The 19,797-nt window shown below is 71.9% G+C and carries 21 protein-coding genes; 8 read left to right on the top strand and 13 right to left on the bottom strand.

Annotated features, from left to right (window positions below; all coding sequences use genetic code 11):
* Positions 1 to 46 precede the first annotated feature (46 nt).
* From K7862_RS10580 to K7862_RS10560, 5 genes are all read right to left on the bottom strand, one after another.
* A complete protein-coding gene (locus K7862_RS10580) occupies positions 47 to 1,240 on the bottom strand; it encodes a hypothetical protein (protein WP_222962221.1) in 1,194 nt (397 codons plus the stop codon).
* A 76-nt stretch (positions 1,241 to 1,316) separates the two neighbouring features.
* Positions 1,317 to 2,237: a phage distal tail protein gene (locus K7862_RS10575; protein WP_222962220.1), complete on the bottom strand. Its 921-nt coding sequence runs from the start codon at positions 2,235 to 2,237 to the stop codon at positions 1,317 to 1,319.
* A 126-nt stretch (positions 2,238 to 2,363) separates the two neighbouring features.
* Complete coding sequence (locus K7862_RS10570; protein ID WP_222962219.1) at positions 2,364 to 3,629, bottom strand: hypothetical protein; 1,266 nt, start codon at positions 3,627 to 3,629, stop codon at positions 2,364 to 2,366.
* Positions 3,626 to 4,825 carry a phage tail family protein gene (locus K7862_RS38435; protein WP_372461553.1) on the bottom strand — a complete coding sequence of 400 codons (1,200 nt, stop codon included), beginning with the start codon at positions 4,823 to 4,825 and terminating at the stop codon, positions 3,626 to 3,628. The genes K7862_RS10570 and K7862_RS38435 overlap by 4 nt, the downstream gene beginning before the upstream one ends.
* A 958-nt stretch (positions 4,826 to 5,783) precedes the next feature.
* On the bottom strand, positions 5,784 to 5,939 hold the full coding sequence (locus tag K7862_RS10560; RefSeq protein ID WP_222962217.1) for a hypothetical protein: 156 nt from the start codon (positions 5,937 to 5,939) through the stop codon (positions 5,784 to 5,786).
* A 276-nt stretch (positions 5,940 to 6,215) separates the two neighbouring features.
* On the opposite strand from K7862_RS10560, the gene K7862_RS10555 reads away from it, so the two are divergent.
* On the top strand, positions 6,216 to 7,175 hold the full coding sequence (locus K7862_RS10555) for a hypothetical protein (RefSeq protein ID WP_222962216.1): 960 nt from the start codon (positions 6,216 to 6,218) through the stop codon (positions 7,173 to 7,175).
* Positions 7,176 to 7,220: 45 nt separating this feature from the next.
* Here K7862_RS10555 and K7862_RS10550 read toward each other — a convergent pair whose 3' ends face one another.
* From K7862_RS10550 to K7862_RS10520, 7 genes are all read right to left on the bottom strand, one after another.
* Complete coding sequence (locus K7862_RS10550; RefSeq protein ID WP_222962215.1) at positions 7,221 to 7,529, bottom strand: hypothetical protein; 309 nt, start codon at positions 7,527 to 7,529, stop codon at positions 7,221 to 7,223.
* A 95-nt stretch (positions 7,530 to 7,624) separates the two neighbouring features.
* Positions 7,625 to 7,915 (bottom strand): hypothetical protein, encoded by a 291-nt coding sequence (locus K7862_RS10545; RefSeq protein WP_222962214.1) that lies wholly within the window; start codon positions 7,913 to 7,915, stop codon positions 7,625 to 7,627.
* Positions 7,916 to 8,155: 240 nt separating this feature from the next.
* On the bottom strand, positions 8,156 to 8,740 hold the full coding sequence (locus tag K7862_RS10540; RefSeq protein ID WP_222962213.1) for a phage tail tube protein: 585 nt from the start codon (positions 8,738 to 8,740) through the stop codon (positions 8,156 to 8,158).
* 178 nt (positions 8,741 to 8,918) lie between these two features.
* A complete protein-coding gene (locus K7862_RS10535) occupies positions 8,919 to 9,329 on the bottom strand; it encodes a hypothetical protein (protein ID WP_222962212.1) in 411 nt (136 codons plus the stop codon).
* 373 nt (positions 9,330 to 9,702) lie between these two features.
* On the bottom strand, positions 9,703 to 9,894 hold the full coding sequence (locus K7862_RS10530) for a hypothetical protein (RefSeq protein WP_222962211.1): 192 nt from the start codon (positions 9,892 to 9,894) through the stop codon (positions 9,703 to 9,705).
* Positions 9,894 to 10,676: a hypothetical protein gene (locus tag K7862_RS10525; protein WP_222962210.1), complete on the bottom strand. Its 783-nt coding sequence runs from the start codon at positions 10,674 to 10,676 to the stop codon at positions 9,894 to 9,896. Before K7862_RS10525 ends, K7862_RS10530 begins: the two co-directional genes overlap by 1 nt.
* The gene (locus K7862_RS10520; protein WP_222962368.1) at positions 10,673 to 11,128 is read right to left on the bottom strand and encodes a hypothetical protein; all 456 of its coding nucleotides are present in this window, start codon (positions 11,126 to 11,128) and stop codon (positions 10,673 to 10,675) included. The genes K7862_RS10525 and K7862_RS10520 overlap by 4 nt, the downstream gene beginning before the upstream one ends.
* Before the next feature lie 217 nt (positions 11,129 to 11,345).
* Between K7862_RS10520 and K7862_RS10515 the strand changes: the two genes are divergently transcribed.
* The 6 genes from K7862_RS10515 (at position 11,346) to tuf (ending at position 17,025) form a co-directional block, all read left to right on the top strand.
* Positions 11,346 to 11,816 carry a helix-turn-helix domain-containing protein gene (locus tag K7862_RS10515; protein ID WP_222962355.1) on the top strand — a complete coding sequence of 157 codons (471 nt, stop codon included), beginning with the start codon at positions 11,346 to 11,348 and terminating at the stop codon, positions 11,814 to 11,816.
* Between the two features lie 50 nt (positions 11,817 to 11,866).
* Complete coding sequence (locus K7862_RS10510) at positions 11,867 to 12,310, top strand: DUF1707 and DUF4190 domain-containing protein (protein ID WP_222962209.1); 444 nt, start codon at positions 11,867 to 11,869, stop codon at positions 12,308 to 12,310.
* Positions 12,311 to 12,650: 340 nt separating this feature from the next.
* On the top strand, positions 12,651 to 13,022 hold the full coding sequence (rpsL, locus tag K7862_RS10505) for a 30S ribosomal protein S12 (RefSeq protein WP_014144289.1): 372 nt from the start codon (positions 12,651 to 12,653) through the stop codon (positions 13,020 to 13,022).
* A gap of 2 nt (positions 13,023 to 13,024) precedes the next feature.
* Positions 13,025 to 13,495: a 30S ribosomal protein S7 gene (gene rpsG / locus K7862_RS10500; RefSeq protein WP_222962208.1), complete on the top strand. Its 471-nt coding sequence runs from the start codon at positions 13,025 to 13,027 to the stop codon at positions 13,493 to 13,495.
* Positions 13,496 to 13,534: 39 nt separating this feature from the next.
* Positions 13,535 to 15,661, top strand: coding sequence for an elongation factor G (gene fusA, locus K7862_RS10495; RefSeq protein ID WP_222962207.1), 2,127 nt, complete (start codon positions 13,535 to 13,537; stop codon positions 15,659 to 15,661).
* A 170-nt stretch (positions 15,662 to 15,831) separates the two neighbouring features.
* Complete coding sequence (gene tuf / locus K7862_RS10490; protein ID WP_222962206.1) at positions 15,832 to 17,025, top strand: elongation factor Tu; 1,194 nt, start codon at positions 15,832 to 15,834, stop codon at positions 17,023 to 17,025.
* Positions 17,026 to 17,154: 129 nt separating this feature from the next.
* Here tuf and K7862_RS10485 read toward each other — a convergent pair whose 3' ends face one another.
* The gene (locus tag K7862_RS10485) at positions 17,155 to 18,945 is read right to left on the bottom strand and encodes a PIG-L family deacetylase (RefSeq protein WP_222962205.1); all 1,791 of its coding nucleotides are present in this window, start codon (positions 18,943 to 18,945) and stop codon (positions 17,155 to 17,157) included.
* A 529-nt stretch (positions 18,946 to 19,474) separates the two neighbouring features.
* Between K7862_RS10485 and rpsJ the strand changes: the two genes are divergently transcribed.
* Positions 19,475 to 19,783, top strand: a complete 309-nt coding sequence (gene rpsJ, locus K7862_RS10480; protein ID WP_014144312.1) for a 30S ribosomal protein S10 — start codon at positions 19,475 to 19,477, stop codon at positions 19,781 to 19,783.
* The last annotated feature ends 14 nt before the right edge of the window (positions 19,784 to 19,797 follow it).

Genomic DNA, 19,797 nt, shown 5'->3' with positions numbered 1-19,797 from the left:
GCCGGGGGCCCGGCACCGGGGGGGTGCCGGGCCCGGGCCCGCGGGGCTACACCGCGGGCTCGATGCGGATGAAGAGGTTGTCGAACCAGGTGCTCTTCGTGGCATCGGTCGAGCGGAAGTACGCCGTGGCCTGACTGGCCGCGCCGGGCGTCAGTCCGCCGACCCGGAAGGTGGTCACCGCGGACGTCGAGTAGGCGCCCGTCCCCAGCGCGGCCCGGTCGTCGCTGGCGGCCGCGATCACGGTGCTGCCCTGCGTCACCTGCGCGGTCATGTAACCGGTCGTGGCGTTGTCGCCGGTGGTGTGGATCGCGGCCCCCAGCGTCACCAGCACCGCGCCGGTGGGCGGCGCGGTGAACGAGGCGGTGAACGCGCCCGCCGGCCGGTCGCCCAGGACGGTCCCGTACGTCGTGGAGGAGACGCTGCCGGCGTCCGCCGAGTTCACGAACGCCAGCGTGACCGGGAGCACGGTGTCCCATGCCGTGCCGTTCCAGCGCTGCAGCTTGCCGCTGCTGTCGCGGTACTGGCCGACGTAGGTGGGCGCTATGCCGGACCCGGTCGGGATGATGCCGCCCAGCGCGTGCGAGTACGCGACCCAGGCGCCGTTCTCCCAGCGTTCCAGCAGGTCGCCGCGGTCGCGCAGCTGGCCGTAGTAGGCGCCGGGCACCGCGGTGTTGCCGTACACGGGCAGGACGCCGCCGGTCGAGACGGTCGTCACCCGCAGGTCCTCGACGGCCGAGGCCCACAGGATGCCGGTGTTGCCCGCGCTGGCGCCCGCCGGGACCCGGACGTGGTAGAGCGGCAGCGCGAGGGCCGGCAGCGCGGGCGGCTGCGGGGTCGCGCCGGACTGGCCCTTGATGATCTGCAGACTCACGGACGTCTGCACGCTGGAGTCGTAGGAGGAGTCCAGGACCTGCAGGCACACCAGGTCGATGCGGTCCTGCTGCTCGCCGTCCTGGAAGGTCAGGACGACCGGTTCGGCGAGCGTCACCGCGTAGGCGCCCTGCGTCGCCAGGCCCTGGATGACGGCGCGTCCGGGCAGCACGGTCGCGCCCATGGCCGTCTGGTTCTTGAGCCAGAACGCCCCCACACGGGAGGCGCCGCCGTCGGTGGAGCCGGGCAGGATGCCGCTCTGCACCTTCACCGGATCGGCGGGCAGCGTCGCGCCGAGCTGGGTGAGCCGGGTGTCTTCGCGGGTCTGGCCGCTGTCGAGCAGCCAGGACGATCGTACGGTCGCGCTCATGGGGTCACTCCGTTCGGGGAGGTCGGGTCGGGGCGGGCCCCGGCGGACCGGGCGGCCCGGGGCGGGGGTGTCCGGGTCACCACTCGGCGCTGCGCCAGGTCACGGTCATCCGCGCGGCGGGGGTGCTGGTGTCGGCACGGAAGGACAGCTCGGACACGCCGGAGTCGAAGGTGAAGAGCTCCTCCGGGCCGCTGTCCGGCGTCGCGGTGTAGCGGCGCGACGCGGTGCCGTTGAGGGTGACGGTGCCCTCGCCGGTGTCCACCACGAGCTGGTCGGTGTCCGCCAGCTGGATGTCGTAGCTCAGCTTGCGCCCGGTGCCCTGCTGCGTCACCGACGGCCGGGCGCACGGCCCCTGGAAGGTGATCACCGGGTGCGCTGGCGCCGAGCCGTCGTTCTCCGCCATGACGTCGCCGGTGCTGGTGGCCTGGCCCCAGTCCAGCGGCCACACCAGCGGCCAGGTCAGGCCGACCTCGGGCTCCGGCGGCGGGGTGCCGACCACCCGCTCGGTGGGCTGGTAGCGGCGGGGGTCGGTGGCGATCCACTGCACCGCGGCCTTGGCCACGCCCTGCGTGGCGTAGGCCTGGTCGGTCGGGATCACCCGCTGGTTGACGCGGGCGCGCACCGCGAGGGTCTCGCCGTGGACGCGGACCGCGAGCCAGCGTTCCTCGTCGCGCAGCGCCAGCGCCCGCCGCAGCGTCCTGACGGTGTCCAGCGCGGCGTCCTCGCCGCCCACCGGGTCGGGCAGCAGCCACACCTGGCCGCCGACCAGGCGGGACTTGGCGTAGCGGGCGCCGGGCCAGGCGCCGTGGTCGGTGGGCCGGTCGGCGTCACCGCTCTGGATCTCCGGCAGGTCCTCCCAGCCGGTCAGCCCGCTGCTGTCGACCCCGAAGGAGGTGCCGGGTCCCATCAGCAGGCCGGCCCACTGGATCTGCCCGTCCTGGGTGATCAGCGAGCCGGGTGGTACGTCGTCGGTGTACGTGGTCTGGGTCTCGGCCATCGGGCCGTCACCTCACTTGGGGATGCGTCTGTGTGGGCTCAGCGGTGGGCTGAGGGGGTGGGCTGAGAGGTGGGCTGACCTGTGCCGACGGGCGGCCTGACGGCAGCGCGGCGCGGCGCGGCCGGGTCACGCGGCGGGCAGGGCGGCGAGGAACAGCAGTTCCTCGGCGGTCCCGCGGGCGCCGAGCGTGGCGGTCTCGCGGTACTGCTGGATCCGGCGCCGGCCGGTCGCGGGCCGGGTGCGGTGCAGCGAGGCGGCGAGGGCGAGCTGCCGGTCGAGGGCGGTCAGCGGCAGGACGCGGTGCGCGTCCTGCGCGGCGCCGGGCAGCACGATGCCGCCCTCGGCGAGCATCGGGATCTCCGAGAGGTGGACGCCGAAGTGCTTGCCCAGGAAGGAGAAGCTGAGCTTGTTCAGGCCGCGGATGATCCAGTTGACGAACGCGATCAGCCCCTGCAGCGGCGCCTTCGCCACGCCGGCGACGCTCTGCGCGCCGGTCTCGAGGATGCCGCCGGCGGCGCTCAGCGCGTGGGAGACGGCGTCCTTCACCCGTGTGAAGGCGTCCGGGATGCCGCGGGTGAACCAGTCGGTCACCGGGCGCACCGCGTCCCGCAGCCCCTGGAGGGCCCCGGAGGCGATGGAGCGCAGCCGGCCGACGTCGCCGGTCAGCAGGGCGTGCATCACCTCGAAACCGCCCTTGACGACCGCGGCGAGGACCTTGAGGACGTCGACGACCACGGTCAGATAGACGGTGAAGTACGTTCCGACGACGGTCGCCGCGATCTTCAGGACCGGCCCCATGATCTTCAGCAGGGCGGGGATGCCCTGCAGCACGGCCGTCGCGACCTGCTCCATGAGTTTCTGGCCGGTCTCGGAGTTGACGGCCAGGTCGATGAGCTGCGAGGCCAGCGGCAGCAGCAGGCCGGTGATCGCGCCGATCGGCGTCGTCCTCGACAGCAGGTTGACCGCCGTCATCACCGCGGACGCGATCGTCATGGCCTTGCCGAAGGCGTCCATCAGCTTGGCCACCTGGGGCACGGCCAGCACCATGCCGCTGACCAGCGAGAGCAGGCCGCCGACCTTCCCGTCGAGCGCGCGCAGACCGGTCTTGATCCGTTTCGCGGACGCCGACAGGGACGTCAGGCCGGTCGCGGCCGACGTGGCGCCGCGTGCGGCGGCGACGACACTGCGGGCGCCCGCGTCGGCCTCGGCCTTGAGTTGCCGCAGGATGCCCACGGCCTCGCCCGCGGACGAGCGGATCCGGCCGGCGGTCTCCCGGGCGCCGGTCAGGGCGGCGCCGAGGGCGTCCAGCGGCCCGCGGGCCGCCACCGCCGGCAGCAGCATCAGGTCCACGGCGGCGCCGACGCCGCCCAGCGAGGCGCCTTCGGCGCTCATCCGCGGGCCTTCGCGAGGTACATCAGGGAGTTCGCGGTGCTCTGCGCGTCACCGGTGCTGGCGGCGTAGTAGTTCTCGATGTGCAGCGCCGAGCCGGTGCCGGCGTCCGCGGTGGCGGCGAACCCGGTGCGGTTCGCGGCGCTGCCGGCCAGCAGCCGGTTCAGCTTGCTCAGCGGCAGCACCGCCTCGGCCTCGCCGGCCTCGGCCAGGATCGCCGGGACGCCGCCCGTCCGCGGCATCACGACGCCGCCCGCGGCCAGCATCGGAATGGTCGGGATGTGCACGCCGAACGACTTGCCGCCGACCATGGGCACCCAGCCGGGGATCGACACGTGCACGCTGTTGAGCGCGCCGATCGCCCGGTTGATCAGCCCGATGACGCCGTTGATGGGTCCGGACACCGCGCTCCTGATCCCGCTGAACGCGTTCCCGGCGATGCCCTTGAGCCCGCCCCAGATGCTGGACAGCTTGTCCTTGACGGCCTGGAAGGCCTGCGGGATCGCCGACTTGACCCAGTTCACCACGGGGGAGATCACGCTCTTGATGCCGTTCCAGGCGCTGCTCACCACGGCCTTGACGGCCTTGAGCACGGTGGTGATGACCGTCTTGTAGATCGTGAAGTAGGTCGAGATGACGGTCGCGACGGCCTTGACCACGGTGGTGATCGCGGACTTGATACCGTTCCAGACCTGCTTGACCAGCGCCCCGGCCTCCTTCATCACCGGGCCGACGACCTTCATCGCCGCGCTGATCACCGACCGGATGACGCTGAACGCCTTCTGCATGACCTGCTGCATCGTCCTGGAGTGCAGCGCCATGTCGACGACCTTCTGGATCAGCGGCGTGAGCAGCTGCAGCAGCAGGCCGAGAAGGTTGCCCTTCATGGACTTGTTGAGGCCGTCCATGCCCTTGCCGGCCTTCTTGGCGCCGGACTCGAAGGTGCCCAGGCTCCTGCCGCTGGTCGTCCCGGTGCGGCCGGCCTTCGTCATGGACTTCTCGGCCTGGTCGGCGGCGGACTTGATGGTCTTCAGGTCGCCGGCCGAACCGTGCGCGGAGGTCTTGAGCTTCTTCAGCTGACCGTCCGCGGAGCCCGCGTCGGTGCCGAGGGTCTTCACCGAGCGCCCGGCGGCCGTGGCCTGGGTGACGAACTCCCGCAGCGAGCCGACCGCCTGTTTCAGCGAGCCGGCGAACGTCACCACGTCGCGGCCGAGCTGCACCAGGGCCTTACCGAGGGTGAGCAGCGAGGAGGCCAGCGACCGGATGTTCTTGCCCGTGCTGCCGACGGACTGGGCGAAGTTGCGCAGCGACGAGCCGACGTCGCGGACCGCGTCGGCCACCTTGCGGATGCCGTCGCCGATGTTGCCGATGGCGTCCCCGATGCCGTCGATCGAGGAGACGACGTCCTTGATGCCGGTGGCGATCTTCCCGATCGCGTCGCCCACCGAGCCGATGGCGCCGGCCACGGTCCTGATGGGCTTGGCGACGGCCTCGCCGATGTCGGTGCCCAGGCCCTTGACGGACGTGCCGACCTTCTTGATCGCAGCGGCGATGTCGGTGGCGATCTGCTTGGCCACCGCGCCGACCGACTTGCCGGCCTTGGCGATCGCCGTGGTGATGGTGCCCAGCGGCTTGGTGACGGCCGAGGCGATGTCGGTGCCGAGCCGCTTGACGGAGGCGCCGATCTTGGTCAGCGTCGCGCCGACCTCGGTGGCGACGGCCCGGCCGACGCCGGCGACGATCTTCTTGATCTGCGCGGTGACGGCCGCGCCGATCTTCGCCAGCGGCTTCTCGATGCTCGCGGCCAGCGACGCCGCGACGGTCGCGACGGACCTGCCGAGCGCGGCGGTGGATCCGGTGAGCCGGGTGACGGCCCGGTTCAGGGTGTCGACGGACCGCGCGACGCCCGTCACGGCCTTGCCGACGCGGGTGATGGACTGCTCGACCTTGCCCAGCGAGAGCTGGACCTCCGTGGTGGTGTTCGCGAGGCCCTGCCGGAAGTCGGTGAGGACCTGCTCGGGTGATGCGGTGGTCATGGTGCCTCCTTCGGCCGCGGGGCGGCCGGGGTCGGACGGCGGGCGCTCGGCCGGTGAAGCGGGGCCTGCGGTGAGACCAACTCGCGGCGTACAAAGTGATGTTGATCAGCCGTCAGTCGGGTTACCGTTGCGGCGCGGGGCGGGCGGCGGCGAGGGCGTCGCGCCAGCCGGCGGCGTAGGCGCGGGCTTCGCGGGCGTGGAGTTCGGCGCGCGTCAGGGTGAGGACCGGGGGGTCGGGTTCCGGGGTGGAGGGATGCGAGACGGGTTCCACGGGCACGTGTCCACCGCTTTCCGTTGAGCCGTCGCCCGCGTCGAACAGGTGTCCGCGGGTCTGGGGTGCCTGGGCGGCGAGGGGTAAACTTGAGCGTCTTGTGTGCAGCGTGTGAAGTTCCAGGTCAGGCGCGGCAGCAAAGAGGAAAGGAAGTGACACCGGGCCAGCGGGTGGGCACGCCGCACGGGGGGTACGGAGCCGAGGGTGATGCTGGTGGGTGGGGACAGTGGGGTGGGACCCGGGCGGAGTTTCGAGCCCGGATCGTTCGGGGACCGGGGCGACATGGACGCCCTGCACGACCATGAGGTCCTGGACGGGCAGTGGGACGACGGGGTCCCCGATGGCCAGACGAACGGCCATGACCGATACGACACGTGCGACGACGAGGTCGCACAGGCCGACTGGGAGGACGAACTCCCGCGCCTGATGGCCAGGTTGGGGCAGCTCATCGCGCTGCACGGCCCGGCCGGCGTGGTCGCGATGGCCCGGACGGAGGCCGAGCGGCGGGAGTTGAACGCCTATGCCGCCGGATGGCAGGACGCCGCCGCGGAGTTCACGCCCCGGGTGGCGGCCGCCCGCCGGGACGGATGGCTCGGACGGTGGCGGCCGCTGCGGGTGCTGAACGGCCCCGGGGACGTCATCCCGTTCCCGGTCGCCCGGCAGTACGCGCATCCGGCGCCGCACCCGTCCGCCGACGACGCCGTCGTCAACGGCGTCAACGGCGTCAACGGCTGGGACGGCGGTCTGGACGCCGGGCACGACACCGGACCGGAGGCCGACCGCGACCGCGGGTACGGCGCCGGCCGTGACGCGGCCCAGGAGCGTGGCCGTGCCCCCGGGTACGACGTGCCGCAGGACCGGGGTCACGGCCCCGGCCGCGAGACGCGGCCGGACCCGGATCCCGGGGCCGGCCAGGTCGACGGCACGGCCCGCCGGGACGTCCGGCCGGGGACGGGCGGGCAGCGCCCGTCCGGTCCGCACGCCCACGACGACTCGGCACACGGCGGTCGCGACGAGGACGAGCCGGCGCACGGCGAGGAGCCGTCCGCGACCCGGTCGCACGGCGAGGTGACCGGCCGGCCGGATAGCGCCGGACAGCAGCGGGCGCCGCAGCCGCCGCGGCCCTCGCTCCCGGCCAAGAGCCGCTGGTCGCGCGCGCCCACCATCCCGCGCCTGGCGCCGCCGCAGCGGCCGCCCGGCCGGGGGCCGGACGGCACACCGCCGCCGGACGGGCCGGCGTAGCGGACGTCCGGGCCCCCGCAGGGCGCCGGCCGCCGCGCCGGCCGCTCAGTGGAAGAACCCGGCCAGCTCGTTGGGTGACGGCTGCGCCGGGCGGGCGCCCGCGGAATCCGCGGCGTCCGGCCCGTCCGCGCCGGCCCCCGGGCGGGGGACCGGTTCCGGCGGGTCCGGCTGGTCGGCGTCCTCGGCGGTGTTCACGCAGGCGAACATCCAGTTCGCCGCGGCCAGATGGTCCACGGCCGCGGCGAGCAGATGGTCGCCCACCGACCACTCGGCGGCCTCGCCGTGCAGTTCCCTGCCGACGGCGCTGTCCCGCGGCAGATGCCGGACCAGGACCGACAGCCGGCGCGAGGTCATCCGGCCGCGGTGCCAGTCGAGCAGGTCGGCGCCGTAGAAGCGGAGCAGGTCGGCTTCGAGGGCCTCGGCGTGTTCCTCGGCGAACGCGTCGAGGCTCAGTCTTCCCCCAGGCCGAGCCCGGTCTCCTTGCCGTAGGCCTCCAGGATCGCGGCGACGTCCTGCATGGTGACGTCGCAGGCGTTGAACCGCTCGAACTGCTGCTCGCCGAGCAGCAGGCGCAGCAGCCCGTCGATGTCGCTGTCGTCGAGCCTGCGCAGCGCCTTGGCGGTCGTCCGGCTCAGCTCGGTCGGGAGCTCGAAGGTCTCGCCGTCGAGGTCGAAGGACCAGGTGCGGCCCAGTGCTTCGAGACGCTGGGCGCGGGCGGCGTTGACGTTGAAGGCGGCCATGGGAGTTCCTCTCTTCGGGGTGACGCGCGCGTGACGACGCGGCGCCGGGGGAAGTGCGCAGGCGCGGCGAGCGGTGGTGCGGGGGCGCTGTGCGTGCGGGGCGCTCCGCTCGGGAGCGCCGCTGGCGTGGTGCGCGGGGGAGCGGGTGCGCGGTGGAGCGGGGGACGCGCGGGCGGGGGCGGCGGGCACAGGGCCCGCCACCCCCGGGGGTCCGGCCGCGGAGCCGCGGCCGGTGCCGGATCAGCTCGCCGTGTACGCCGGGTCGGTCATGACGAAGCTCGCCAGCGGGGCGGACGGGCCGTTGGACAGCGCGGTGAAGGTGACACCGAGCAGGGCCGCGGCCTTGCGGGCCAGCTTGATGTCGTCGGTCGCCGTGACCTGGCCGCGCGGGATGACGAACCGGTAGGTGACGTCGGTCCCGTCGGAGAACTCCAGGCCGAGCGCCCGCTCGTCGAACTGCGGGCCGTCGCCCAGCTGGTAGCCCTGGACCGAGGGCTTGGTCGCGTCCGGGGCCGCCACCTTGCCGCCGCCCATGTAGAGCGGGAAGGTGTCGCCGTTGAACTGCATCAGCGAGAACTTCAGGGTCAGCTCGCGGTCGGAGTAGATGAAGCGGACCGGGCTGACGGCCTGCCAGGTGTCGACGGGGTCGAGCTTGTCCTTCTTGCTGAAGGTGACGCCGTCGGCGGAGGTGTAGCCGAGGTCCGTCCAGGCCGCGTCCCAGGGGGTGCCGGTGTCGGTCGGGGCGAGGGCGCCGACCGCGGCGACCAGGATGCGGCCGGTGCCGGCGACGCGGATCTCGGAGCTGTTGTTGCCTGCGACTGCCATGGTTGTCTCCTTGTCAGGGGATGTGCGCTGGGTGGTGCCGGGTGGGTGGTGCGCGGGGTGCTGCCCCGGGGGGCGGTGCCGGGCCGGCTGGCTGCGGACACGGCGAGGGCCCCGCCGACGGCGGGGCCCGGTCTTGGGGGCGGCGTCCTCCTCGGTGCGGAGGCGCCGCGCGGGGGCGTCAGGAGCCGGTCATGAAGACCTTGAGCAGGGTCACGTAGCGGTTGGCCCCGCTGTAGACGTAGTCGGGCAGCCAGTGCGGCCCGTCCTGCTCCAGCACCTCGGTGACGCGCGAGGTGCCGTACACGTGGCCCGCGGCGCCGAGGAGCGCGTGGCGCCCGGCGTTGGCCAGGTTCAGGGCGGTGGTCTTGTCCGGACCGTAGGACTCCAGCTCGATCAGCGGCTGGTCCAGGTGCAGGTCGCTGATCCAGGCGCCGCCGCGGCGGTTGACCAGGACGACGGGCTGCGTGCCGTCGAACCCGGCCGGCGGGTGGACCGCGACCGTCGCGGCGGACAGGCCGGAATCGGCCTTCAGGACGTCGACGACCATCGCCTCGACGTCGGGGAAGGTGCTCGGGGGTGGTGTGGTCATGGCGGGTCACCTCGGACGGCGGCGGATGGGGAGACGTGCCGTGGGCGCGGTTCCGGCCCGGCCCGGGCACGAGCGCGGGTCCGGCCCGGCTGTGCCCGGGAACGACGAACGGCGGGCCGTCCCCGGTCCCGGGCACAGCTCCGCCGCTGCATTCAGTGTGATTGAGATCGTGCGCGCGCGCAACTCATACGGTCGCTGACTTTCCTTCCGGCTCTCCGACCGGCTCTCCCCGCACGACGAACGCCCCGCCGCGGGTGGGGCGCGGCGGGGCGTTCAAGGGGCCCGGGAGAGGGGCGGCAGGGACAGGGGGTGCGTACGCGCACGCATGGTGCTCGGGCGGCGTCCCTCGGTGGGGCCCGGCCGGGCGGCCGGGTCAGGGCGGCGTCGGTTTGCGGCGTGCGGCCCGTTCGGCGGCGAACACGTCCTCCAGGCGGAACATCAGCGTCCGCCCCGACCGTCCGGCGGGCCGCAGATGCCCGAGCTGCACCCACTTGCGGATGGTCGCCGGGACGACGCCCGCCTCGTGGGCGGCCAGCGTCCCAGGAATCAGCGTCGGCCGCGCCATCACCGGACCTCCCCTCCCCGCGGTGCCGCTCCCTGGGCGGAGACCTGAGCGGAGACCTGAGCCGGTACCTGGGCCGGTACCTGGGCCGCGACCTCCAGCGCGTCCCACGCGTCCTGCGACCACAGGTGCCGGTAGGCCGGGTCGTCGTGGCAGCCGCAGGCGGGATCGTCGCAGCGGCAGGCCGGGTTGACGCACAGCACGGTCCCGTGGGCCGGCGCGGAGCGCAGGGAGACGGAGTCGCACCAGGGGCAGCGCCCGGGCAGCCGGACCAGCGCCTCGGTGTCGCCGAGGGCGCGGGCGACCCGGCGGGCCATCCGCCTCGTCTCGTCGCGGACGTGCCGCGCGAGGACGGGGTCGGCGGCCACGCCGTCGAGCAGCGCGGCGACGCGCCGCAGCCGCTCGGGGACGCCGGCGCGGCGCGGCCGCCCCAGACCCAGCTTGGCGTGCACGGCCTCGTCGAGTTCCACGACGCCGTCGGTGACGTCGCGGATGGTGTCGGAGATGTGCAGGCGGATCGGCGCGGCGCTGTGACCGGGCACCGCCAGGCCGTGGCGCTGCTGGAGCAGCAGGGCGTCGCGGCGCTCGTCCTCGCGGCGCCGCGCCAGGCGCTCGCGGTGCGCGTCGGTCAGCCGGTCGAGCGGGTCGTGCGAACCGTCGGCCGTGCCCGCGCCGCGGGCGGCGGGCGAACCGGAACCGGGCGCGAGCTCGACCACCAGCTCGGGGAACTGGCTGATCAGGGTGCCGATCCAGACGGCGGCGTCTGAGGTGGTCCGGTGCGTCACGGGCGCTCCCGCCGGACGGACCGGAGCGCGGGCCCGGCAGGGGTGGTGGAGCCGGCCCGGGCGGACGGCGCCGGGAGCGGCCCCGGGGCGGGCGACCGGGCGTCGAGGGCCGCGACCGGGCGGCCGTTGCGCCACAGCCGCCCGGCGCACACGCCGTCGAACCAGGTCTCGGCCGGGGCCACCACGGCCTCGCAGGCCTGGTGCAGGGTGCAGCGTGCGCAGGCGCGCAGGGCGGGGGCGGCGTCCTTGGCGCGGCGGGCGAAGACCACGCCCGGGTCGAGTCCGGCGCAGGCCGGCCGCGCGGACCAGACGGCGGCGACGGCCGTGCCGTGCGGGGCGGCCGTCGCCGCCCCGGGCGCCGGAGCCGCGGAGGGCTGTGTATGCCGGGTCTGCCGGGTTCGCTCGGTCTGCTGCGTCTGCTGGGTCTGCCGGGTCATGACGGGTAGGGACATCTGACCTCCCTGGGGAGAGGACCCGGACGGGTGGCCCGGGAGCGCCCTCACCGTCGCAGATTGCGCGCGGACGCGCAACTAATCTTCACATCGTGGCCACCCGGCCCCCCGGTTTTCCCGGAATGATGGCGTCCATGGGAAGGTGTCCCGCTCATAGCTGGTAATTCCGTGCGCGCAAGCGCGCTACGATGGTGGACCCATGGAGAGGCAGGCAGGCATGACCTCTAATGAACTGGATGCCTTCGCGGCCTGGATCGAAGAGCTGATGCGCCGGCGGGGCTACGACATCGACAGTCCGCGCGGCGGCGGCAAGTCGCGGATCGCCGACGACGCCGGGGTGCACCGCGCGGCGGTGACGCGGCTGCTGCAGCGGCAGAGCATGCCCGATCTGGAGACCACCCGGCGGCTGGCGCGCGTCCTGGGCGTCCCGGTGCGGGACATGCTCATCCGCTCGGGGCGGCTGACCGCCGAGGAACTGCCGCTGCCGGCCGCCGGAGCGGCCGCGGTCGGCGGACGTCCGGCCAGCGCGGACCGTCCTCCGTCCCTGGAGGAGCTGGCCGAGGTGCTGGGCGTCCCGGCCGACCAGCGCAAGATGTTCGTCCGGGTCGTGGGCCAGTTCCTGCCGGGGGAGGCGGAGGCCTCGGGCGACCAGGGCGGCCGCATGGGCAACCCCGCCGGTTCGGACTGACCGCCGCGTTCGGGCCGTCAAAGACCGCCCGGCGGAGGCATGATGGAGACATGCTCGCCGGGGATGCGGATCGCGATCGCGTGGCGGAGGTCCTGAAGGACGCCTTCGCCGAGGGCCGGCTGACGCAGGGCGAGTACGAGGAGCGCATCGAGCGCCTCTACCGGGCGCGGACCTACCGGGAACTGGACGTGCTGGTCTCCGACGTGCCGCGGCCGATGCCGTTCCGTCCTCCCGTGACGGGGTCGTCGCGCACCAACGCCTACGCGGTCGCCTCCCTGGTGTGCGGTATCGCGGGCACCTTCCTGGGGCTGCCGGCGGTTCCCGCCGTGGTGCTGGGCCACATCTCCCGCCGGCAGATACGGCGGACCGGCGAGCAGGGGGACGGTCTGGCGGTGGCCGGGCTCGTGCTGGGGTATCTCGTCTCGGCCGTGATGCTGGTCTTCCTCACCCTCTTCGTCGTGCTCCTGGTCGTGGTGGCCCAGGACCCGGGGTGACGGAGCGTGACGGCGGCGTTCCCCGGAAACCCGCCGGCCGCTTCCCGGCCGTATGGTGGATGTCTGTGCGCAAGCCGCCGGGATTTGCGCCGGGAAGCCGGTCACCATCTGTTTTGACCGGAGCAGGTGGGCTAGGTACTCTCTGACTTTGTGCCTGGGGTGTGCCCGGGTTCTTGTGCGTGCCATCGGACCGCATGGGAACCCCGAGGCCCGTGACACCCGCCACTCCGCACTCTTCCGGGGCTTTCGGAATACGTGCGGGGTGCGCGACACACCCGACCGCGTGGGTCGGTCCCCAGGTTAGTTTTATCGAGATCGGCACACAGAAACCGGAGAAACGGTGCCTACGATCCAGCAGTTGGTCCGAAAGGGCCGGCAGGACAAGGTCGAGAAGAACAAGACGCCCGCGCTGAAGGGCTCGCCCCAGCGCCGCGGCGTCTGCACGCGTGTGTACACGACCACCCCGAAGAAGCCGAACTCGGCGCTGCGTAAGGTCGCGCGTGTGCGTCTGACCAGCGGCATCGAGGTCACCGCTTACATCCCGGGTGAGGGCCACAACCTGCAGGAGCACTCGATCGTGCTCGTGCGCGGTGGCCGTGTGAAGGACCTGCCGGGTGTTCGCTACAAGATCATCCGCGGTTCGCTCGACACGCAGGGCGTCAAGAACCGTAAGCAGGCCCGCAGCCGCTACGGCGCCAAGAAGGAGAAGTAAGAATGCCTCGTAAGGGCCCCGCCCCGAAGCGCCCGGTCATCGTCGACCCGGTTTACGGCTCCCCGCTGGTGACGTCCCTCGTCAACAAGATCCTCCTGCACGGGAAGCGCTCCACCGCCGAGCGCATCGTGTACGGCGCTCTCGAGGGCGTTCGCGAGAAGGCCGGGGTCGACCCGGTCATCACGCTGAAGCGCGCGCTCGAGAACATCAAGCCGACCCTTGAGGTCAAGTCCCGCCGCGTCGGCGGCGCGACCTACCAGGTGCCGGTCGAGGTCCGTCCGGGCCGCCAGAACACGCTGGCGCTGCGCTGGATGGTCGGCTACTCCCGCGCCCGTCGCGAGAAGACCATGACCGAGCGGCTGATGAACGAGATCCTCGACGCCAGCAACGGTCTGGGCGCCTCCGTGAAGCGCCGCGAGGACACGCACAAGATGGCCGAGTCCAACAAGGCCTTCGCGCACTACCGCTGGTAGTCAGCAACCCCATCGAGAACCGAGAGAAGACTGAGCCACATGGCCACCACTTCGCTTGACCTGGCCAGGGTCCGCAACATCGGGATCATGGCCCACATCGACGCGGGCAAGACGACGACCACCGAGCGGATCCTGTTCTACACCGGTGTCTCCTACAAGATCGGTGAAGTCCACGACGGCGCTGCCACGATGGACTGGATGGAGCAGGAGCAGGAGCGCGGCATCACGATCACGTCCGCCGCGACGACCTGTCACTGGCCGCTGAATGATGTCGACCACACGATCAACATCATCGACACCCCGGGCCACGTCGACTTCACCGTCGAGGTGGAGCGTTCGCTCCGCGTCCTCGACGGCGCCGTCACGGTGTTCGACGGTGTCGCCGGTGTGGAGCCGCAGTCCGAGACGGTCTGGCGGCAGGCCGACCGCTACGGCGTGCCCCGCATCTGCTTCGTCAACAAGCTCGACCGCACCGGCGCCGAGTTCCACCGCTGCGTCGACATGATCGTGGACCGCCTGGGCGCGACCCCGATCGTCATGCAGCTGCCGATCGGCGCCGAGGCCGACTTCAAGGGCGTGGTCGACCTCGTCCAGATGAAGGCCCTGGTGTGGTCCGCCGAGGCGACCAAGGGCGAGATGTACGACGTCGTCGACATCCCGGCCACGCACACCGAGGCGGCCGACGAGTGGCGCGGCAAGCTGCTGGAGGCCGTCGCCGAGAACGACGACGAGATGATGGAGCTGTACCTCGAGGGCACCGAGCCCTCCGAGGAGCAGCTGTACGCGGCGATCCGCCGCATCACCATCAACTCCGGCAAGGGCGGCGGTACCACCGTCACCCCCGTGTTCTGCGGCACCGCCTTCAAGAACAAGGGCGTCCAGCCCCTGCTCGACGCGGTCGTGCGCTACCTGCCCTCTCCCGTCGACATCGAGGCCATCGAGGGCCACGCGGTGAACGACGCGGAGCAGGTCGTGACGCGCAAGCCGTCGGACGGGGAGCCGCTGTCGGCTCTGGCCTTCAAGATCATGAGCGACCCGCACCTGGGCAAGCTCACCTTCGTCCGGATCTACTCCGGTCGCCTCGAGGCGGGTTCGGCCGTGCTGAACTCGGTGAAGGGCAAGAAGGAGCGCATCGGCAAGATCTACCGCATGCACGCGAACAAGCGTGAGGAGATCGACTCGGTGGGCGCCGGCGACATCGTCGCCGTCATGGGCCTGAAGCAGACCACCACCGGTGAGACGCTCTGCGACGACAAGAACCCGGTGATCCTGGAGTCCATGGACTTCCCGGCGCCGGTCATCCAGGTCGCGATCGAGCCCAAGTCCAAGGGCGACCAGGAGAAGCTGGGTGTCGCCATCCAGCGTCTCGCGGAGGAGGACCCCTCCTTCCAGGTCCACTCGGACGAGGAGACCGGCCAGACCATCATCGGCGGTATGGGCGAGCTGCACCTCGAGGTGCTGGTCGACCGTATGCGGCGTGAGTTCAAGGTCGAGGCCAACGTCGGCAAGCCGCAGGTCGCGTACCGCGAGACCATCCGCAAGGCGGTCGAGCGGGTCGACTACACCCACAAGAAGCAGACCGGTGGTACCGGTCAGTTCGCGAAGGTGCAGATCGGCATCGAGCCCATCGAGGGCGGCGACGCTTCCTACGAGTTCGTCAACAAGGTCACCGGTGGCCGCATCCCCCGCGAGTACATCCCGTCGGTGGACGCGGGTGCGCAGGAGGCCATGAAGTTCGGCATCCTGGCCGGCTACGAGATGGTGGGCGTGCGGGTCATCCTGCACGACGGCGCCTTCCACGAGGTCGACTCCTCCGAGCTCGCCTTCAAGATCGCCGGCTCGCAGGCCTTCAAGGAGGCCGCGCGCAAGGCCAGCCCCGTTCTCCTCGAACCGATGATGGCCGTCGAGGTCACCACGCCCGAGGACTACATGGGTGACGTCATCGGCGACCTCAACTCCCGCCGTGGCCAGATCCAGGCCATGGAGGAGCGCAGCGGCGCCCGGGTCGTCAAGGGCCTGGTTCCGCTGTCGGAGATGTTCGGCTACGTCGGTGACCTGCGGTCGAAGACCTCGGGCCGGGCCAGCTACTCCATGCAGTTCGACTCCTACGCCGAGGTTCCGCGGAACGTCGCCGAGGAGATCATCGCGAAGGCCAAGGGCGAGTAACACCGCCTTTGGCGGTGTGCCCCACCCTTTAGGCTTGACAGCAGGCTTCGGGGTATTTCCGGTGCGTTCGTACCGGAAGTACCGGAGATACCCCGGCAGTCGGCAATCCAGCAAAGATCACCTGGCGCCGATGAAGCAAGGCGTACAGATCCACTCCCAGGAGGACCCCAGTGGCGAAGGCGAAGTTCGAGCGGACTAAGCCGCACGTCAACATCGGCACCATCGGTCACATCGACCACGGTAAGACCACGCTTACCGCGGCGATCACCAAGGTGCTGCACGACGCGTACCCGGACCTGAACGAGGCCTCGGCCTTCGACCAGATCGACAAGGCTCCTGAGGAGCGCCAGCGCGGTATCACCATCTCCATCGCGCACGTCGAGTACCAGACCGAGTCGCGTCACTACGCCCACGTCGACTGCCCCGGTCACGCGGACTACATCAAGAACATGATCACCGGTGCCGCGCAGATGGACGGCGCGATCCTGGTGGTCGCCGCGACCGACGGCCCGATGCCGCAGACCAAGGAGCACGTGCTCCTGGCCCGCCAGGTCGGCGTCCCCTACATCGTGGTGGCCCTGAACAAGGCCGACATGGTGGACGACGAGGAGATCCTGGAGCTCGTCGAGCTCGAGGTCCGTGAGCTGCTCTCCGAGTACGAGTTCCCGGGCGACGACCTGCCGGTCGTGCGCGTCTCCGCGCTCAAGGCCCTCGAGGGCGACAAGGAGTGGGGCGAGAAGCTCCTCAGCCTCATGTCCGCCGTGGACGAGGCGATCCCGACCCCCGAGCGTGACGTCGACAAGCCGTTCCTGATGCCGATCGAGGACGTCTTCACGATCACCGGTCGTGGCACCGTCGTCACCGGTCGTATCGAGCGCGGTATCCTCAAGGTCAACGAGACCGTGGACATCATCGGTATCAAGCAGGAGAAGACCACCACCACGGTCACCGGCATCGAGATGTTCCGCAAGCTGCTCGACGAGGGCCAGGCCGGTGAGAACGTCGGTCTGCTGCTCCGCGGCATCAAGCGCGAGGACGTCGAGCGCGGCCAGGTCATCATCAAGCCGGGTTCGGTCACCCCGCACACCGAGTTCGAGGCGCAGGCGTACATCCTGTCCAAGGACGAGGGCGGCCGCCACACGCCGTTCTTCAACAACTACCGCCCGCAGTTCTACTTCCGTACCACGGACGTGACCGGCGTCGTGACCCTCCCCGAGGGCACCGAGATGGTCATGCCGGGCGACAACACCGCCATGTCGGTTCAGCTGATTCAGCCGATCGCCATGGAGGAGGGCCTGAAGTTCGCCATCCGTGAGGGTGGCCGGACCGTCGGCGCCGGCCAGGTCACCAAGATCAACAAGTGACCTCGGCCCCGCTGCGGGCTTGAGCCGTACGAAGGGCCCCGAGTGTTTCGGCACTCGGGGCCCTTCGGCGTGTCCGGGCGGGGTCCGCCGCCGGACCCGGGCCGGGCGAGGGCCCGGCACGGGTCCGGCTCAGACGGCGATACGGGCGTGCACGAAGCGGGTGCTCGCCGGGCGGCGGTAGGTGACGTCTATGGCCCCGTCCGGGGTGGGCACCGCCACCGGATGGTCGCCGGGGCGCGGCAGTCCGGTCGGCGGCCGGAGGACGACCGGGCCGCCCGGCAGCTCCTGCGCCCAGTGGTGGATCGTGTCGTGGCCGGCGGCCAGCACGTGCGCGCGGCCGGACCGGTCGGTGAGCACGGCCAGGCCCTCCTGGATCTCGCCGCCGCGCAGGTCCTGCCAGGGACCCCAGCCGGTCGCGTCGAGCACGCGGGTGCTCAGTCCCTTGGAGGCGTTCCTGACGAACAGGTGCACCCGCCCGTCGGGTGTGGTCAGGGCGACCGGCGCCCCTGTGCGCCGGGCGCGGTCGCCGCGCTCGGGGTTGCCCAGTGACGTCCAGCGGCCCGCGCGCCACTGCACGACGTCCCGGGTGTTGGGCCCGCCGTTGCCCTCCAGGGCGGCGAACCGCAGGGCGAACAGCAGCGTGCCGCCGTCCGGCTGGGGCACCGCGGACAGGGCGGGTGCCAGCGGCCCGCCGCCCAGGTCCTGCGGCGGCCCCCAGACGCCCGCCGCGGTCTCCGCGCGCCGGACCACGCGGGTGCCGCGGACCTCGAAGGACGTGCGGCGGCCGGGAGTGCCGGTGACGGCGGTGGGCGGGGTGGCGGGATAGCGCTGGTGGGTGGAGCGCACCCAGCCCTTGCGGTTGGTCATCGGCTGGTTGCGGCCCTGACCGTAGTCGCCGCAGCCGCCGGGGTTGCCGCAGGCCCAGTTCTCGTCGCCGCCGTACTGGAAGAGCAGCCGGCCCTTGAGGGCGACGGTGGCGGGCGGCAGATTGAACGGCCAGCGCTGGTTGTAGTAGCCGCGGTAGACGGCGGTGCCGAAGTCCGGGGCGACGCCGTCGCGGGTGGTCGCGCGGGACACCCAGTGCGTGACGGCCTTCCAGGCGAAGAGGGCGGCGGCGGTGTGGTCGCGATGGTCGGAGTAGCCGGGCTGGTCGCTGTCCTTGGGGTGGGTGCGGTCGTGGACCTGTATGTCGGGGTCCGGGTCGAGGGTGCGTATGAGCGTCGGCCGGTAGTGGTCGAGGAGCCCGGCGAGCGCGGCGACCAGGGTGTCGTGCGTCCACTGGCCGGCCTGGTCGGCGGGGGAGGGGGCGCCCTCGGCGACCACGTACGGCAGGGTGACGCCCGGCTTCGCCCACATCAGCGGCAGGCTCGCGCCGGGGTCCGGCTCGTGCATGGAGACCTGGAGGAACACCAGGGTCGCCTTGACCCGCCCGTTGGAGAGCGTGTCGACCTCGGCGAAGGGGCCCTCGCCCGGCAGCAGCGTGACGACCTCGCGGCGCCAGGGGGTGAAGTGCGGCAGCCCGAGCATGGTGGCGTACGCCTGGCGCAGTCCCTGGTGCCGCGCGGAGGAGTAGGCGCCCCGGTCGTGCCGGTGCCGGTGCTTGCGCTTCTCGTCCGGCTCGTGGTTCACGCCCGTCGACTCGCCCCCGGTGACGTACACCGACACCACGGGCACCCCGGACTGCAGGGTGTGCAGGGTGTCCGGGTTCATGAAGTACAGGTCGTCGTCGGGGTGCGCGAGGATCTGCAGGACGAGCGGCGCGGCGCCCGTGCGGTAGGACTGGGGGGCCGCGGGCGCGGCCGGCGGGCTCGGCCGCGGGCCGCTCGGGCCGCACCCGGTCAGCGCGAAGCCGGCTGCCGCAGCGCCCGCGGCACCCAGCAGCGCCCGGCGGGACGGCGGTCTCGGTGACGTGTCGTTCACACGCCGTCTGAGTGCTGTGGGGGCGGAAGCGTTCCCTCCACGGGGTGTGATCCGTGCCGGGTGCCGGGTGCCGGCCCGGCCTTCGCGCGCGGCGCCGTTGTGGGGCGCGGAGCCCAACGGGGCTTGTCCGTGGGGGTGGTTCGGAAGGCCTGGGTTTGACCTGATGGGGGGGCGGGGTATGCTGCCGGGCCCGATTGGCGCGGCGCATGTCCCATATGGCACACTAGCCAAGTTGCTCGGTCGAGCGCCGATGCTGCGCGCCTCCCGTCGGGGGGACCGGAAGCGAGTCCCACAGTACTCGTCGCCTTATCTGCCCTCTGGGCAGCGCTGAGGCGGACGTACGGGAATCTTCCGGGAAGCACCAGCGCGGCTCCGACCAGGCATCCGGTGGGAACCTCTCCCACGCAACCCCCTGGCTCAGGGCTTTCCCATGCGGAAAATCATGTGCGAGGGGCGCGACACGCCCGACCGCGTGGGTCGGGGAAGCGGATGCCAGGGCGTATATAGAGACAAGGACTACGGAGTAGCCATGGCGGGACAGAAGATCCGCATCCGGCTCAAGGCCTACGACCACGAGGTCATCGACTCCTCGGCGAAGAAGATCGTCGAGACGGTGACCCGTACTGGTGCGCAGGTCGCGGGCCCGGTGCCGCTGCCCACTGAGAAGAACGTGTACTGCGTCATCAAGTCGCCGCACAAGTACAAGGACTCGCGCGAGCACTTCGAGATGCGGACGCACAAGCGCCTGATCGACATCCTCGACCCGACGCCCAAGACCGTTGACTCGCTGATGCGCCTGGACCTGCCGGCCGGCGTCGACATCGAGATCAAGCTCTGAGAGGCGCGGAGAAG

This window comes from Actinacidiphila acidipaludis (assembly GCF_019890725.1).
In the GTDB taxonomy this organism is placed as follows: Bacteria; Actinomycetota; Actinomycetes; order Streptomycetales; family Streptomycetaceae; genus Actinacidiphila; species Actinacidiphila acidipaludis.
This window is presented reverse-complemented; position numbering and strand designations above follow the sequence as displayed.